The sequence below is a fragment of the Nonomuraea sp. AD125B genome (genome assembly GCF_041402765.1).
GTDB lineage: Bacteria > Actinomycetota > Actinomycetes > Streptosporangiales > Streptosporangiaceae > Nonomuraea > Nonomuraea bangladeshensis.
In genome coordinates this window covers 1-15,342 of sequence record NZ_JBGLOU010000040.1, presented here as the reverse complement: position 1 = coordinate 15,342, position 15,342 = coordinate 1, and the positions used below count along the sequence as shown (strand labels likewise).

General features: G+C 74.1%; 14 protein-coding genes and 1 pseudogene. 8 read left to right on the top strand and 7 right to left on the bottom strand.

What is annotated here, in order from left to right; translation table 11 throughout:
- A partial coding sequence (locus ACBR40_RS46940; RefSeq protein ID WP_371252939.1) for an SWIM zinc finger family protein occupies positions 1–1,318 on the bottom strand: 1,318 nt, incomplete at its 3' end.
- 120 nt (positions 1,319–1,438) lie between these two features.
- On the opposite strand from ACBR40_RS46940, the gene ACBR40_RS46935 reads away from it, so the two are divergent.
- From ACBR40_RS46935 to ACBR40_RS46920, 4 genes are all read left to right on the top strand, one after another.
- A complete protein-coding gene (locus tag ACBR40_RS46935; protein WP_371252938.1) occupies positions 1,439–2,500 on the top strand; it encodes a C39 family peptidase in 1,062 nt (353 codons plus the stop codon).
- Between the two features lie 4 nt (positions 2,501–2,504).
- A complete protein-coding gene (locus ACBR40_RS46930; protein ID WP_371252937.1) occupies positions 2,505–4,367 on the top strand; it encodes a prolyl oligopeptidase family serine peptidase in 1,863 nt (620 codons plus the stop codon).
- Positions 4,364–5,638, top strand: a complete 1,275-nt coding sequence (locus tag ACBR40_RS46925) for a M20/M25/M40 family metallo-hydrolase (RefSeq protein WP_371252936.1) — start codon at positions 4,364–4,366, stop codon at positions 5,636–5,638. Before ACBR40_RS46930 ends, ACBR40_RS46925 begins: the two co-directional genes overlap by 4 nt.
- Positions 5,639–5,716: 78 nt before the next feature.
- Positions 5,717–6,316, top strand: coding sequence for a TIGR03086 family metal-binding protein (locus tag ACBR40_RS46920; RefSeq protein WP_371252935.1), 600 nt, complete (start codon positions 5,717–5,719; stop codon positions 6,314–6,316).
- Here ACBR40_RS46920 and ACBR40_RS46915 read toward each other — a convergent pair.
- From ACBR40_RS46915 to ACBR40_RS46905, 3 genes are all read right to left on the bottom strand, one after another.
- Positions 6,313–7,056 (bottom strand): DUF427 domain-containing protein, encoded by a 744-nt coding sequence (locus tag ACBR40_RS46915; protein WP_371252934.1) that lies wholly within the window; start codon positions 7,054–7,056, stop codon positions 6,313–6,315. The two genes, ACBR40_RS46920 and ACBR40_RS46915, sit on opposite strands and share 4 nt — an antisense overlap.
- 51 nt (positions 7,057–7,107) lie before the next feature.
- The gene (locus tag ACBR40_RS46910; protein ID WP_344205732.1) at positions 7,108–7,692 is read right to left on the bottom strand and encodes a hypothetical protein; all 585 of its coding nucleotides are present in this window, start codon (positions 7,690–7,692) and stop codon (positions 7,108–7,110) included.
- Positions 7,693–7,768: 76 nt separating this feature from the next.
- Positions 7,769–8,632, bottom strand: a complete 864-nt coding sequence (locus ACBR40_RS46905) for a DUF72 domain-containing protein (protein WP_371252933.1) — start codon at positions 8,630–8,632, stop codon at positions 7,769–7,771.
- 44 nt (positions 8,633–8,676) lie between these two features.
- Between ACBR40_RS46905 and ACBR40_RS46900 the strand changes: the two genes are divergently transcribed.
- Entirely contained in the window at positions 8,677–9,534 is an 858-nt protein-coding gene (locus tag ACBR40_RS46900; protein ID WP_344205729.1) for an NAD(+)/NADH kinase, read from the top strand.
- Positions 9,535–9,568: 34 nt separating this feature from the next.
- Here the strand turns inward: ACBR40_RS46900 and ACBR40_RS46895 are convergent, their stop codons facing one another.
- Positions 9,569–11,038: a YibE/F family protein gene (locus ACBR40_RS46895; protein ID WP_371252932.1), complete on the bottom strand. Its 1,470-nt coding sequence runs from the start codon at positions 11,036–11,038 to the stop codon at positions 9,569–9,571.
- A 72-nt stretch (positions 11,039–11,110) separates the two neighbouring features.
- Here ACBR40_RS46895 and ACBR40_RS46890 point away from each other — a divergent pair, with 72 nt between their 5' ends.
- On the top strand, positions 11,111–11,818 hold the full coding sequence (locus tag ACBR40_RS46890) for a DUF72 domain-containing protein (RefSeq protein WP_371252931.1): 708 nt from the start codon (positions 11,111–11,113) through the stop codon (positions 11,816–11,818).
- Positions 11,819–11,839: 21 nt separating this feature from the next.
- Here the strand turns inward: ACBR40_RS46890 and thrS are convergent.
- Positions 11,840–13,039: pseudogene (gene thrS, locus ACBR40_RS46885) on the bottom strand (threonine--tRNA ligase); the annotation flags it as partial.
- Positions 13,040–13,227: 188 nt separating this feature from the next.
- Here thrS and ACBR40_RS46880 point away from each other — a divergent pair.
- Positions 13,228–14,199: a LuxR C-terminal-related transcriptional regulator gene (locus ACBR40_RS46880; RefSeq protein WP_344205724.1), complete on the top strand. Its 972-nt coding sequence runs from the start codon at positions 13,228–13,230 to the stop codon at positions 14,197–14,199.
- Positions 14,200–14,205: 6 nt separating this feature from the next.
- Here ACBR40_RS46880 and ACBR40_RS46875 read toward each other — a convergent pair whose 3' ends face one another.
- A complete protein-coding gene (locus ACBR40_RS46875) occupies positions 14,206–14,781 on the bottom strand; it encodes an NADPH-dependent FMN reductase (protein WP_371252930.1) in 576 nt (191 codons plus the stop codon).
- A gap of 86 nt (positions 14,782–14,867) precedes the next feature.
- Between ACBR40_RS46875 and ACBR40_RS46870 the strand changes: the two genes are divergently transcribed.
- Complete coding sequence (locus ACBR40_RS46870) at positions 14,868–15,212, top strand: helix-turn-helix domain-containing protein (protein ID WP_344205721.1); 345 nt, start codon at positions 14,868–14,870, stop codon at positions 15,210–15,212.
- Positions 15,213–15,342 lie beyond the last annotated feature (130 nt).

Here is a 15,342-nt window from a genome sequence, read left to right as displayed (position 1 = left end):
GGGTGGCGGGGCGGGCGGCGATGCGGGCGGCGAGGACGTGCTTGCAGGGGCCGCGCGACCCCCGGTGGTCCCACCACCAGGTGCAGGTGCACTCGCCCGACTCGATGCGCACCCGGCGCACGCCGCCGTCGGTGGTGACCTCGGCCGCGTCGTCGCCCATGAGGCGCACCGCGCCGGAGGCGACCAGCCGGCGGGCGGCGGTGAGGCGGGGGTTGAGCTGGGCGACCTGGTCGCGGTCGTACGGCAGCTCGCGGTGGAAGTGGGCGGCCTCGTGCAGGTCGTAGCCGACGCGCCCGGCGACGCCGAGCTGGGTGAGCGCGGCGCGGACGCGTTCGACCGGCAGGCCGGAGCGGTCGGCGAGCAGGCCGAGCTCGACCGTCGGCTCGAAGTTGAGCAGCATGCCGACCAGGTCGGCGTCGCCGGCGGCCTCGTCGGTGGCGAGGTCGGACAGGACGGCGCCCTCGCCGGAGAAGCCGCGCCACGGCTCGGGCGAGACGGCGAGCGTGTAGCGCATGCCGGGCAGCTCCAGCTCCCAGGCGCCGGCGGTGGAGGAGCCGTCGGCGGGCCCGTACACGCGGAGTTTCTTGGCGAAGCGCAGCAGCGGCAGGAGGGTGGCGACGCGGCCGGTGCCGGACAGGCAGACGCCGCCGCGCGCGGGCCCGGAGGACGGGCGCAGGTCGCGCCCGGACGGGACGGCCCAGACGGTCGAGCGGGCGCCGCGCGGCAGGGAGCGCAGGAAGCGGACCGCCTGCGGCCCCGCCAGCTCGGCGCGCAGGTCGAACCCGGCGGCGATCACCTGCACCTCGGCGAAGCCGCGCAGCCACCGCTCGGGCAGCGGCACCTTCTTCTCCACGACGGCGCCGTCGAGGGTGGTGACGGTCAGCTCGTCGGGCCCGACGCCGAGGTGGAGCGGGTCGCGCCCGCCGACCCTGGCGAGGGATTCGCGCAGCGGGCCGTTGACGTCGACGTTGGTGGTGCCCCGGTCGAGGACGTCGCCGTCGAGCTCCAGCACGTCGAGGCGGGCGTAGACGCCGCCGCAGGCGGAGAACGACTCGAACCTGAGCCGGTCGCCGTCGCAGGTCACCACCGGGTCGCGGGTCCAGCCGGGGCGGGGCTGGTGGTAGCGGGTGAGCGCGACGTCGGCGACGGCCAGCAGCCCGGCGGCGGCCGGGGCGGCGTGGGTGAGCAGGCCGCTGAAGAAGCGGGGGTGCGCCTGCGGGCCGGACAGCGCGGTGCCGCCGGAGGTCGAGAGGCCGAGCCTGCCGTCGGTGAGGGTGGAGTGGCCCGCGTAGGAGTAGGCCTGTACGGCTTGAGTCATGGCCCGCACATTAGAGATCAACACCGACACAATTCCGCGGCCGGGATGCCGCCGGGGAACGCCCCCGCCCAGGCCGGTACGTAAACCATCCGATGTGCGGCATCCGGGGACGAAACCACAATGTGCCTGGTGCTCACCGTCGATCTCGCCCGCGTCTCCTTCGCCCGCTTCGCCGTGCCCCCGGCAACGGGCGAGCCTGCGGGCGAGGTGTGGACCGGCGAGGAACGCGAGATCGGCTTCCCCGCCACCCAGCTCGTCCCCTCGTGGACCGCGCGCACCCCGCCCGGCGCCTGGATCGAGATCGCGCTCCGGGCCAGGGTCCCGTCGGGGGCGCTCACCAAGTGGTACGTGATGGGCCGCTGGTCCGAGCAGGGCGCCCCCCGCACGTCGGTCCCCGGCCAGGGCGACGAGGACGGCGACGTGGCGGTGGACACGTTCGTCGCGCGCCGGCCGGTGACCGCCTACCAGGTGCGGATCGCCCGGCACGGGCCCGCGCGGGTGACCGGGCTGGGCGTGATGGCCTCGGCCGTGCCGCGCCGGCCGGTCACGCCGAGCGCGCCGCTCACCGCCGAGCCGGTGGAGCTGACGGTCCCCCGGCACTGGCAGCACGCGCACGCCGGCCACCACCCGCGCTTCGACGGCGGCGGCGCGAACTGGTGCGGCCCGGCGTCGGTGACCATGGTGCTCGGCTACTGGGGACGCGGCCCCGGCCCGGACGAGCTCGCCTGGGTGGGCGCCGACGACCCGGCCCCGGCCGTGGACCACGCGGCCATGGGCGCCTACGACGAGAGCTACCAGGGCACCGGCAACTGGCCGTTCAACGTGGCCTACGCGGGCCGTTACGGGCTGACCGGGTTCGTGACGCGGCTGCGCTCGGCGGCGGAGCTGGAGCTGTTCGTCAGGGCCGGCATCCCGGTGATCACGTCGCAGTCGTTCAAGGCGCACGAGCTGCCCGGCTCCGGCTACTCCACGAACGGCCACATCCACGTCGTCACCGGCTTCACCGCGGCCGGCGACGTGATCGTGAACGACCCGGCCGTGCCCGACGGCGAGGTGCGGCGGGTGTATCCGCGGGCCGCGTTCGAGAACGTGTGGCTGCGGGGCTCGGGCAGCGGCGGCATCGCGTACGTGCTGCACCCGCCCGAGCAGTCCCTTCCCTACAGTAGTGATGGCAATTGGTGAGTTCATGAGTATTCGACCGATCGACGTGGCCCGTACCGACGGCGGCCCCCAGTGGGTGGAGGCGGTGGCCACGCCCGCCGGCGTCGAGGTGTGGTGGGACGAGCCGCGTCCCCACGAGGGCGGCCGCCGGTGCGTGGTGCGCAGACTGCCGGACGGGACGCGGGCGGACGCGCTGCCGCCCGGCTGGAACGCCCGCAACCGGGTGGTCGAGTACGGCGGCCGCTCCTGGCGCCCGCTGCCCGGCGGCGGCTTGGTCTTCACGAACTGGGCCGACCAGCGCCTCTACCGCCGCGACGGCGGGGCCGAGCCGGTCCCGCTCACCCCGGAGGGCCCCGCCAGGTACGCCGACCTGTACCTGCCGCCGGGCCGCGACGAGGTGTGGGCGGTGCGCGAGGTGGACGACGTCCGCGACCTGGTGGCGGTGCCGCTGGCGGGCGGCGAGGTCCGGGTGGTCGCGAAGGCCCAGCATTTCCTCATGAACCCCCGCCTGTCGCCGGACGGCCGGCATGTCTGCTGGATCGGCTGGGACCACCCGAACATGCCCTGGGACGGCACCGAGCTGTGCGTGGCCCCGCTCGGCGCGGACGGCACGGCGGGCCCGCACCGCGTGGTGGCGGGCGGCCCGAGCGAGTCGGTCGCCCAGGCGGAGTGGCGCGACGGGGCGAGCCTGTACGCGGTGACCGACCCCACCGGCTGGTGGAACATCCACCTCGTGCCCCTCGACGGCTCCCCCTCGGTCAACCTCACGCCGTTGGAGTCGGAGTTCGGCGCGGCCACGTGGAAGCCGGGCATGTCGTTCTTCGCCGTCGCGGCGGACGGGCGGCTGGCGGCCCTGTACGGCACGGCCGACCACCGCAGGCTCGGCGTGCTCGACCCGGGGAGCGGCGGACTGCGCGAGATCGGCGGGGAGGCGACGTACTGGGCCTCGACCGTGTCGGTGGCGGACGGGCGGGTGGCCGGGGTGTCGGCGACGCCGTACACGCCGTTGGAGGTCGTGCTGCTCGACCTGGACGGCGGCGCGCCCGAGGTCGTCTCGGCGCCCAAGCCGCTGCCGGACCGGGCGCTGCTGCCCGCCCCGGAGGCGGTGACGGTCGAGGGCGTGCACGCGCACCTCTACCCGCCGTCAGGGGCGCCCGCGGGGCCGGCCCCGTACGTGATCTTCGTGCACGGCGGCCCCACCGGACACATGCCGATCGTGCTCGACCTGGAGATCGCCTACTTCACCAGCCGCGGCATCGGCGTCGCCGTCGTCAACTACGGCGGCTCGACCGGCTACGGCCGCGCCTACCGGGAGCGGCTGCGCCACCAGTGGGGCGTGGTGGACGTGCAGGACTGCGCGGTGGTGGCGCGCGGCCTGGTCGAGCTGGGCCGCGCCGACGCCGCCAGGCTGGCGATCCGCGGCGGCAGCGCGGGCGGCTGGACGACGGTCGCCGCGCTCGTGCACAGCGACGTGTTCGCGGGCGGCGTCGCCCACTACGCGATCACCGACCCGGAGAGCTGGGCGGCCGAGACGCACGACTTCGAGTCCCGCTACCTGGACGGCCTGGTGGGCCCGCTGCCGGAGACCCGGCAGCGCTACACCGAGCGCTCCCCGCTGCTCAACGCCGCCCGCGCCTCGGGCCCGTGCCTGATGCTGCACGGCCTGGAGGACGCCATCGTGGACGTGAGCCAGGCTGAGCGCTTCACCGCCGAGCTGGACCGGCACGGCAAGGAGTGGGCCCTGCTGACCTTCCCCGGCGAGCAGCACGGCTGGCGCAGGGAGGAGACCATCGTCGCGACCCTGGAGGCCGAGCTGGCCTTCTACGGGCTGATCTTCGGCATGGAGACGCCCGAGGTGCCGCCGCTGACCCTGAAGGGACGAGTGTGAAGAGCGTCGCCGAGATCTGCTCGGATCTGATCAGGTTCGACACCACCAATCCGGGATCGGGGGAACGCCCCGCGGCCGAGTACACCGCCACCCTGCTGGCCGACGCCGGCCTGGAGCCGGTCGTGTTCGAGGCGGCGCCGAAGCGGACCACGGTCGTCGCGAGGATCGCCGGCGACTCGCCGGACGCGCTCCTCGTCCACGGCCACCTGGACGTGGTGCCGGCCGACCCGGCCGAGTGGCGGATGCACCCGTTCTCGGGCGAGATCGTGGACGGCTGCGTGTACGGACGCGGCGCGGTCGACATGAAGGGCTCGTGCGCGATGACCCTCGCGGCCGTGCTCGGCATGGCGGCGCGCGGCGAGCGGCCCCGGCGGGACCTGGTGCTCGCGTTCCTCGCCGACGAGGAGGCGACCGGCGACCACGGCTCGCGGCACGCGGTCACCGAGCACCGCGAGCTGTTCGACGGGGTGAGCGAGGCGATCAGCGAGTCCGGCGGGTTCAGCGTGGCCTCCGGCGGGCACCGGGTGTACCCGATCGCGGTGGGCGAGCGCGGCACCGCCTGGATGAAGCTGACCGCGCACGGCGTGGCCGGGCACGGCTCGCGCCCGCCCGTGGACAACCCGGTCGCCACGCTGGTGCACGCCCTGTCCCGCGTCGCCTCCCACCGCTGGCCGGTACGGCTGACGCCGTCGGTGGCGGCGCTGCTGAAGGAGCTCGGGGAGGTCACCGGCCGGCCCGTGGACCTGGACCGGCTGGACGAGGAGGCCGCGCGGCTCGGCCCGCTCGGCAGCCTGTTCAAGAGCCAGATCCGCAACTCGGCCAACCCGACCATGCTGGACGCCGGTTACAAGGTGAACGTCGTCCCCTCGACGGCGGAGGCGCACGTGGACGGGCGTTACCTGCCGGGGCTGCGCGAGGAGTTCCTGGAGACGATCGACGAGCTGCTCGGGGCGAAGGTCACCCGCGAGTTCGTCAACCTGGAGGACGCGCCGGACGCGCCGTACCCGTCGGCGTTCTTCGACGAGCTGGCCGGGGCGCTCACGGCGGAGGACCCGCTCGCGCGGCCGGTGCCGTACGTGATGGCGGGCGGGACGGACGCCAAGTCGTTCGCCAGGATCGGCATCAAGGGCTACGGTTTCGCGCCGCTCATGCTCCGGCCCGACCTGGACTACTTCGGCATGTTCCACGGCAAGGACGAGCGGGTGCCCGTGGAGGGGCTGGAGTTCGGCGTCCGCGTCCTCACCCGGCTCCTGACGAGCCGTACGGACTGATCGCGAGAGGGTGAGCCACCAGTGGAACAAAGCATTCCGTTCTGATAGAGTGGAGTCACCACGAAAGGGGGCTCACACATGAGCGGCATCACCAGCGGTTGGGACGTTCTGGACGAGGCACACGAGGCGCTGCGCACGGCGGTCGCCGCCGTTCCCGCCGGCGGCTGGGACCTTCCCACGCCCTGCGCGGACTGGAACGTCACCGCCGTCCTGCAGCACGCGGCCGGCGACCAGCTCGGGTTCGCCGCCGCGCTCACCGGCGAGCCCGGCCCGGACTTCGACCCGTTCTCCCCCTCCGGCAAACCGGAGCAGGACCCGGCGGCGTTCCTGGAGGCGGCGCTGACCCGCTCGGCCGCCGCCTGGGCGGCCGTCGACCACGACGCCGCCGAGGTGCCCACCCCGGTCCCGCCGCACCGGATGACGGCCTGGTCCGGCATGGCCGCGTGCGCGCTCGACGCCGCCGTGCACGCCTGGGACATCGCGGTGGCGGCCGGCGCGCCCTCCCCGCTCACGCCCGGTCTGGCCCGGCCGCTCATGCGGGTGGCCCGCGAGATCGTCGAGCCGCTGCGCGCGTGGGGCGCGTACGCCGCCGCCCTGGCCCCCGAGCAGGGCGACGACGACGTGGCCGCGCTGCTGCGCTACCTCGGCCGCGACCCCGAGTGGCGGCCGGCCGCTTAGGAGAACTTCGTCCTCGGCCGCTCCTGGAGCTCGCCGTCCACGTAGATGTCGAGCTTCTCGTTGTAGAACGCGATCAGCCCGGCGATCCGCTCGCTCTCCGGCAGCGGCGTCCGGTAGGACCAGGCCAGGTCCTGCTGCCCGTTGACGGACCAGTATTCGGCCGTCCCCTTGTAGGGGCAGTGGGTCACCGTGTCGGTGTGCTCCAGCAGGTCGAGCCGGACGTCCGTCTTCGGCAGGTAGTAGCGGGCGGGCAGCCCGGTCTCGAAGAGGACGCGGGCGCCGCGCGAGTCGGCCACGGTCACGCCGTCCACCTCCACCCGCACGTGGCGGGAGGTGGGCAGGATGTCCACCCGTGTGTACGGGTCGCGCGGGTGGACGTAGACCTCCTCGTCCTCCTCGAACCAGGCGTCCATCGCGTCCCACTCGAACCTGACGTGCCCGCGGATCTCCTCCAGCGGCGAGTCCGGGTAGGTGAGCGCCGCGTCGGGCGCCTCGGCGGCGCCGCTCGTCACGGTGTGCACGACGCCCTCGCCGCGCGACGGCGAGTGCTTCGTGGCGCCGGTCGCCTTCAGCGCCGACTCGTCGACGTCGGCGAGCGGGAAGTAGTAGGTCGGATAGTACGGGACCTCCCACACGAGGAGGGCGGCGGTGGTGTCGGCCACCGCCCGCCCGCCCAGGTAGGCCCTGACACGCTTGGCCGTGCGCTCGACGCGCACCCGGCCGCGAGCTGCGGTATCCATGAACGCGGCAACCCCGCCGCGAGCCCGCCTATTCCGGCGGTCCGAAGGCGGTCACAGCCCGAAGGCGGTCAGGGTGGCCCAGGTCGTCAGCGCGCCGACCGCCGTGCCCGCCGCCACCTGCGGCCACGTGTGGTGGGTCAGCCGCACCCGCGCCCAGCAGATCAGCGCCACCACCGCCGCCCCGGCGAGCAGCGTCGGCGCGGACGGCAGCACGTACGCCAGCACGACGACCGTCCCGGCCGACACGGCGGCGTGGAAGGAGATCTTCCACCGCAGCGTGATCGGCACGGTCACGGCCAGCGCGACCAGCATCGCGGTCACGGTGGCCACGAGCAGCAGCGGCGCGCCCAGCAGGATGAGCAGCAGCAGCGCCACGAGCACCGCCGCCGCGGCCGCCATGAGCGGCCCGGCCCGCCGCGCCCGATCGACGATGTGGTGGGAGTCGAGCCGTCCTGACCGCACCCCGGCCGCGATCACCGCCGCCGGGACGCCGCCGCACAGCGCCGAGGCCACCAGGCCCCACGCGGCCCCGCTCCAGCCCTGCGCGATGAGGCCGACGAGCGGCGGCATGAGGATCACCAGCACCTGGGGCGCCAGCAGGTCCGTCACCCGTCGCGCCAGCGAGTCGGCCGTCATGCCTGGAAAGGTTACGCGATCATGGGCCGCGGCCCGATCACGCCCGCCCGCCGCGTGTCCGAGCCGGGCGCCCGGCTCAGAAGAGGGTCAGGGGCTCGTCCTCGGCGGGCAGCGGCATCGGCTCGGGCAGCGGCTCCAGCTCGGGCAGGCGGGCGCGTACCTCGTCGTGGAAGCGCCGGGCGAGCTCCAGGGCGTCGGCGTTGTCGGGGGTGTGCACGAACACCGTCGGCGAGCGGCCCTCGCGCAGCCACGCCGTGACGGTGTCCAGCCACGGCCGCCAGCCCTCCACCGTGCGCTCGGTGGCGTCGCGGCCGAGGTAGCGGACGATCGGATGCCCGGTCAGCGCGCGCGTCCTGCGCGGCAGGCGGGGCTTCTTGGTCCACGCGTCGCGCTCGGCGTCGCTGGTCGGCGGCGCGGCGAACAGCGCCGTCGTGTCGAACGGCACCCACTCGGCCCCGGCCGCGTCCAGCACCCGCTCCAGGGACCGCTCGGCGCGGGCGTCGGCGAAGAACGCCGGGTGCCGCACCTCGACGGCGCACCGGTAGGAGCGCGGCACCCGGCGCAGGAACGCCGCCAGCGCCCCCAGGTCGCCGGGCCCGAACGAGCCGGGCACCTGCACCCAGAGCGCGTGCGTCCGCGACGCGATCGGCTCCATCGCCTCCAGGAACGCCCGCACCGGCTCGTCGGCGTCCACCAGCCGCCGCTCGTGCGTGACCGGTTTGGGAAACTTCACCACGAACCGGAAGTCCGGCGGCGTCTGCCGCGCCCACGACTCCACGGTGTCGCGCGACGGGGTGGCGTAGAAGGTCGTGTTGCCCTCGACCGCGTTGCACCAGGTCGCGTACGCGCCCAGCCGCTCCCCCGCCGGCAGGTGGGGCGGCAGGAACCGCCCCGGCCACTTCGCGTGCGTCCACATCGCGCATCCCACATGAAGCCGCATGCCCTCGACCGTAGCGGAGGAGGGGCACCGCATAGGCTGGCCCTATGGGCATGGTCGGGACGGTCGGGCTGGTGTTGCATCCGGAGCGCGACTCGAAGAAGGCGATCGACACCATCCTGCGCTGGGCGGGGGCCAAGGACGCCACGGTGCTCGGCCTGCCCGAGGAGGTCGGGCGGATCGACTGCAGCGCCGTCGCGGTGGACGCCGACACGCTGGTCGAGCGGTCCGACCTGCTGGTGGGGCTCGGCGGCGACGGGACGATGCTGCGCACCATGCGGCTGCTGGCCGGGCGGCCGACGCCCATCCTGGGGGTCAACCTCGGGCGGCTCGGGTTCCTCGCGGAGATCGACGTCGACGAGCTGGCGGACACCCTGTCGGCCATCGACGGGCACCGCTACACGGTCGAGCCGCGGATGGCGATCAGAAGCCGGGTGGCGGACGCGCACGTGACCGCCTTCAACGACATCGCGCTCGTCCGCATCCCCGGCGAAGGGCTCGCGGGCGTGGCCGTCACCCCGTCGGGCAGCGACTTCGTCCGGTTCTCCGCCGACGCGGTGATCGTGGCGACCAGCACCGGGTCCACCGCCTACAGCTTCTCGGCGGGCGGGCCGATCGTCTCTCCGCGGGTGGAGGCGGTGCTGGTGGTGCCCGCGGCGGCGCACTCGTCGTTCAACCGGGCGCTGGTGCTGCCCGCGGACGAGGAGGTGACGCTGGAGGTGCTGCCCACCAGCGGGCGGCTCGCGGTCGAGGTGGACGGCAGGGTCGTCGGCCACCTGTGCCCCGGCGACTCGATCACGGTGAGCGCGTGGCCGGGGGCCGCCAAGGTGGTGCGGGTCGGCACCACCTTCTACGAGCGGGCCCGGCGCAAGCTGCGGGTGGACGGCAGCGCCGAGGCGTACTGACTTGACCCCCTCCTGACCTGGCCGCGCGCGCCGGTCAGGCGCGGCGGCGGTGGCGGGAGGCGCGGCGTCCGGCGGGCGGCTGGGCGTGGGCGTCGCTCGCGCCGGACGACGGGTAGGCCGGGTGCGGGTCGGGGCGCAGCGCGGACGGGCCGCCGGGACGCTGCGGGGCCGGGGTGAAGAAGCCGCCCTCCGGGACCGGGGACTCACGGCGCTCGGCCTCGCCCGCCGCGACCACGTGCCCGTCGCCGCCCACCCGGCTGAAGAAGTCGTCGTCGTCGGCGTCGTCCCGGCGGCTGAAGAAGTCCTCGGGCTCGTCCTCGGCCGGCCCGGCCTGCTCGGGCGCGGAGCGGGCGCGGCGGGAGGCGGCGAACGCGGCCAGCGCCGTCGTGACGGGCACGGCCGAGATGAGGCCGAGCGTGCCCGCGATGCTGCGGACGATCTCCTGGGCGACCACCGGCGTCGTCAGCACCTCGCCCAGCGGCTGGGAGCCGATGCTGAACAGCAGCAGCAGCGGCAGCGACGCCCCCGCGTACGCCAGGATGATCGTGTTGATGACCGAGGCGATGTGCGCCCGCCCCACCCGGGAGGCGGCCCGGTAGAGGCGTACGAAGCCGTAGGAGGGGTTGGCCTGCGCCAGCTCGGTCACCGTGACCGCCTGGGTGACGGTGACGTCGTCGAGCACGCCGAGCGCGCCGATGATGATCCCGGCCAGCAGCAGGCCCCGCGTGTCGATGGGCAGGCTCATGCCGACGGTGACGGCGACGTCGTCCGTGGCGCCGTTGAGCTGGGCGAGAGCCAGCGCCGCGGACGATAGCCCGGCGGTGAGCGCCAGCGCGGCGAGCGTGCCGAGCACGGCCGTCGTGGTGGACGGCGAGAAGCCGTGCGTGAGGTAGAGCACGGTCAGCATGATCGCGGCCGCGCCGACGACGGCGACCAGGATGGGCGGCTTGCCCTCGATGATGCCGGGGATCACGAACGTCAGCAGCAGCACGAACGTCACCGCCAGCCCCGCCAGGGCGGTCACCCCGCGCCAGCGGCCGAAGGCGATCACCGCGAGCGCGAACGCCAGCCCGAACAGCAGCAGCGGCATGCCCCGGTCGTGGTCGGAGAGCTGGTAGCCGCCGTCGGGGGCGCGCAGCAGGATCACCGCGTCGCCCGCGGCGAAACGCTGCGATCCGGGCCCGCTGGGCAGGCGGAGCTCGACGTCCTTGCCGGTGTCGGGCCCCTCTCCGAGCTTGACGGTGGCCTTGCCGCAGGTGGCGGGGTCGGGCCTGGGGGCGCCTTCGCTCACGGCCGCGCAGGGCGTGAGCGTGACGGCGGTGACGGTGCCGCCGAGTCTCTGGGTGCCGGTCTCCGCCGGGGCCGCGGACTGGCCGCCCTCCGGCCAGAGCCAGATCAGCGCCGCCAGCGTGACGATCGCCAGCGGCACCAGAACCGCCAGACCGGCCATGAGCGTGCGCCGCGACAGGGGCGCGGCCGGGCCGTGAGCGTGATTGGCGCCCATCGCGTGTTGGTCCTCCTCGCCTGACGAATAGTGACAGTACTGCACGGCGGGGGTCAGGGTAGGCGTAAAGCCGTGACATGGTTGGTGGGCACTTCGGGCTGGCAGTACAAGGACTGGCGGGAGGTGCTGTACCCGGAGGGGGTGCCGCAGCGGCTCTGGCTGGAGACGTACGCCGCCGAGTTCCCCACCGTCGAGAGCAACAACGCCTTCTACCGGCTGCCCCGGCAGGAGACGTTCGCCGCCTGGCGGGAGCGCACGCCGGACGGGTTCGTGATGGCGGTCAAGGCGAGCCGGTTCCTCACGCACATCAAGCGGCTGCGGGATCCCGAGGAGCCGGTGCGGCGGCTGATGGACGCGGCCTCGGGGCTGAAGGAGAAGCTGGGCCCGATCCTGCTGCAGCTCCCGCCGACCCTGCGGGCCGAGCCCGGCCGCCTGGACCAGTGCCTGGCCTGCTTCCCCGGCGGGGTGCGGGTGGCGGTGGAGCCGCGGCACGAGTCCTGGTGGACCGATGAGGTCAAGGGCGTCCTGGAGGCACGCGGCGCGGCCCTGTGCTGGGCGGACAGGCTGGACCGCCCGGTCAGCCCGCTCTGGCGCACCGCCGGCTGGGGGTACGTACGCCTGCACCAGGCCGCGGACGGCTGGGAGTACGGCGAGCCCGTCCTGTCGGCGTGGGCGGCCCGGATGCGCGAGGCGGGCTGGGACGAGGCGTACGTGTACTTCAACAACGACCCGGGAGGGGCCGCGGTGCGCAACGCGCGGCGGTTCACCGCCCTCGCGTAGCGCACCGCCCCGCGGAGCCGGTCAGGGGAACGGCCGTGCCTCGGCGGCGAGCCGCTCGACCGGCACGTCCCCCGCCTGGCCGCCGTCGCGCAGCCGCACCGACGCGCCGCCGGCCGCCGCCTCCCGCGGCCCCACCACCAGCTGGTACGGCACCAGCCGGTGCGCCCTGATCCTGGCCGCGAGGCTGCCCCGGTCGGCGGGCGCCAGCTCGGCCCGCAGCCCGGCGGCCAGGCAGCGGCGCAGCAGCCCGTCGGCGGCGGGCAGCTCGGCGTCCGACAGCGGCAGCACCACGGCCTGCACCGGCGCGAGCCAGGCGGGGAACGCCCCGGCGTGCACCTCGATCAGGTGCGCGACCAGGCGTTCGAGGCCGCCGACGACGCTGCGGTGCACCATGACGGGCCGTCGCGGGCCGTCGGGGCCCACGTAGGCGAGGTCGAAGCGGGCGGGCTGGTAGAGGTCGACCTGGACGGTGGACAGGGTGCTCTCGCGGCCGGCCGGGTCGGTGATCTGGATGTCGATCTTCGGGCCGTAGAAGGCGCCCTCGCCGGGCTCCTCGTCGTAGTCCTGGCCGCGTTCGTCCAGCACCTCGCGCAGCAGGGACTCCGAGCGGGCCCACATGGCGGGGTCGTCGACGTACTTGCCGCCCTCGCCGCGCAGCGACAGCCGGTAGCGGACCGCGCCGACGCCGAGGCGCGCGTGGGCCTGCCCGATGAGGTCGAGCGCGGCCGAGACCTCGGCGGCGGCCCGCTCGGGCGGGCAGAAGACGTGGCCGTCGTTGAGCTGGATGGCGCGCACCCGGCTGAGGCCGCCGAGCACGCCGGACGGCTCGGAGCGGTACATGCCGCCCAGCTCGGCCAGGCGCAGCGGCAGGTCGCGGTGGCTGCGCTGCCGGGAGCGGTAGACGATCGCGTGGTGCGGGCACAGGCTGGGGCGCAGCACGAACTCCTCGCCGCCGACGCTCATCGGCGGGAACATGTCCTCGGCGTAGTGGGCCCAGTGGCCTGATCGCTCGTAGAGCTCGCGTTTGCCGAGGACGGGCGAGTTGACGTGCTGGTAGCCGTTGCGGCGTTCGAGCTCGTGCACGTAGTCCTCGACGGCCCTGCGCACCGCCGCGCCGGCGGGCAGCCAGTAGGGCAGGCCGGAGCCGATGAGCGGGTCGGTGTCGAAGATGCCGAGCTCGCGGCCGAGTCTGCGATGGTCGTTCATGATCATCCTTTCGCGGGAAAGGGCGAACGACCAGCGGTCCCGGGCGTTCGCCCGGGAAGCGTGGAGTCAGCGCGCCGGGACGGGGTCCGGCGTCGTCGTGGCGATGACGTGAGCGCGCTGCATGGAATCACGGTAGCACCCCGAGGCCGCTGAAAATAATCTTCAGCAGAGCCTCGGAGATTGGCGAATGGTATAAAGGGGCGATGGCCGAGATCACCCTGGACGTCCGCCATCTCCGGGCGTTCGCGGAGGTCGGCTATCAGGTGGCGGGCGGCGGCGACGCGCACGCGGCGATGGCCGCGCTGCGCAGGGTGGTGCCGCTCGACGCGTACGAGTTCGTCGCCTTCGACCCGGCCACCGGGCGCCATCACAGCGTCGTCTCCGACGGCCACCGGCAGATCGACCGCGACGCCGCCGAGGAGTACGCCGGGCTGGAGGCCTACCGCCGCGCCCGCGCGACCCGCTCCCCCGTGCCGATGCCCGAGCCCTGCACCGAGCGCTACTTCCGCCGCCACCTCGCCCCCTACGGCTGGCGGGCGGGCCTGACCGCGCCGCTGTTCCTGCCCGAGGGCCGCTACACGGGGCTGCTGCACCTGGCCACCCGCGACGCGTTCCCCGGCCGCATGGGGGCGGTGGTGTCGGCCGTCAGCCCGCTGCTCGCGCACCTCACCGACCTGAGCCGATGCGTGATCGACCCGGTCGGCCTGCCGCCCGGCTTCCGCGCGGTGGCCTTCGACCGGCTCGGCGTCCGGCGCGAGGTCCCGGGGCGCGAGCCGTCGCCGGCGCTCTGGGACGATCCGGCCGTGGCGGCCTACGCCCGCGCGTTCATCGACTCGCGGGAGCTGAGCCGCCACGGCCTCTGGCTGGACGGCGGCGGGCGCTGGCACGAGCTGCGGCTGCTGCGGGCCGGCGTCGGGTTCCAGGGGTCGCTCCAGGGGGCGGTGGCCGGGGAGCGGCCGTGCGCGCTGCCGTACGAGCTGACCGGCCGCGAGGTGGACGTGCTCACCCGGGTGGCGGCGGGCGACTCCAACCCGCAGATCGCCGCCGCGCTGGTGCTCAGCGTGCGCACGGTGACCACGCACCTGGAGCACATCTTCGCCAAGCTCGGCTGCGACAGCCGCACCAGGCTCACCACGAAGGCGCTCGCCGAAGGGCTGTGCCGCCTCGACGTGTGAGACCGGTCAGGAGGCCAGGCGCATCGGGCGCAGCGCGCCGCCGACCTTGGCCAGCTCGGCCAGCATGGCGTCGGCGGCGGCCACGGTCTCCTCGGCGGGGCGGAACGTGCCGTCCTCGGCCAGGAAGCGCGGCAGGAACGGGATGTGCACCGCCTCCGGCACGGGAACCATCTTGAGCAGGCTGATCACCGAGCGCAGGGCCGCGACGGCGCGGGTGCCGCCGGAGACGCCGCCGTAGCTGACGAAGCCGGCCGGCTTGTACTGCCACTCGTGGTGCAGGTAGTCCAGCGCGTTCTTCAGCACTGCGTTGAAGCTGTGGTTGTACTCGGGGGTCACGAACACGTACGCCTCGCCGCGCTCGACCGTGGCGCTCCACTCCTTGGTGTGGGCGTTGACGTACTGGCGCAGCCGGGGGTGGTGCGGCTCGTCCAGGAACGGCAGGTTGACCTCCGCCAGGTCCACCAGCTCCACCTCGAACAGCCCGGAGGCGGCGGCCCGCTCGGCGAACCAGTCGGCGACGGCGCGGCCGGCGCGGCCGGGGCGGGTGCTGGCGACGATGACCTGCAGGACGGGCTTGTTCATGACTCTCCTCGTGCTCTAGCTGCCGGAACGCAGCACTCAACATTATTGAGTAGCTCAACATTCCTTAGCAAATGTAGGATCAAGAGGTGAGCTCGGATTCCGTCTGCACGCGCTTCCACATCGCCCTGGAGCTGATCGGCGCCCGCTGGTCCGGCGCGGTGATCCACATGATCTTCAAGGGCGCGCATCGCTACGGCGACATCAAGGCGGCCATCCCCGGCATCAACGACACGATGCTCGCCCGCCGCCTGCGCGAGCTGGAGTCGGCCGGGCTCGTCGAGCGCCGCGTCCTGCCCACGTCACCCGTACGCGTCGAATACCACCTGACCCAGATGGGCGAGGAGCTGCGCCCGGTGCTGGACGAGCTGGTCACCTGGTCCCACAAGTGGATCCCGCTCCCCGAGGACCGCCCCGGCCGGGCGGCCGGATGAGCCGCTAGATGTATTGACCACGAGCGTTGTTAACAGTGGGACTTGATCAATAGAGAAGCCTCCGATGTGGTGAAGGTGTCGAATCTGCACCGCACGGAGGCTTCATGTCCCACCGTAACGCCCGGCTGAC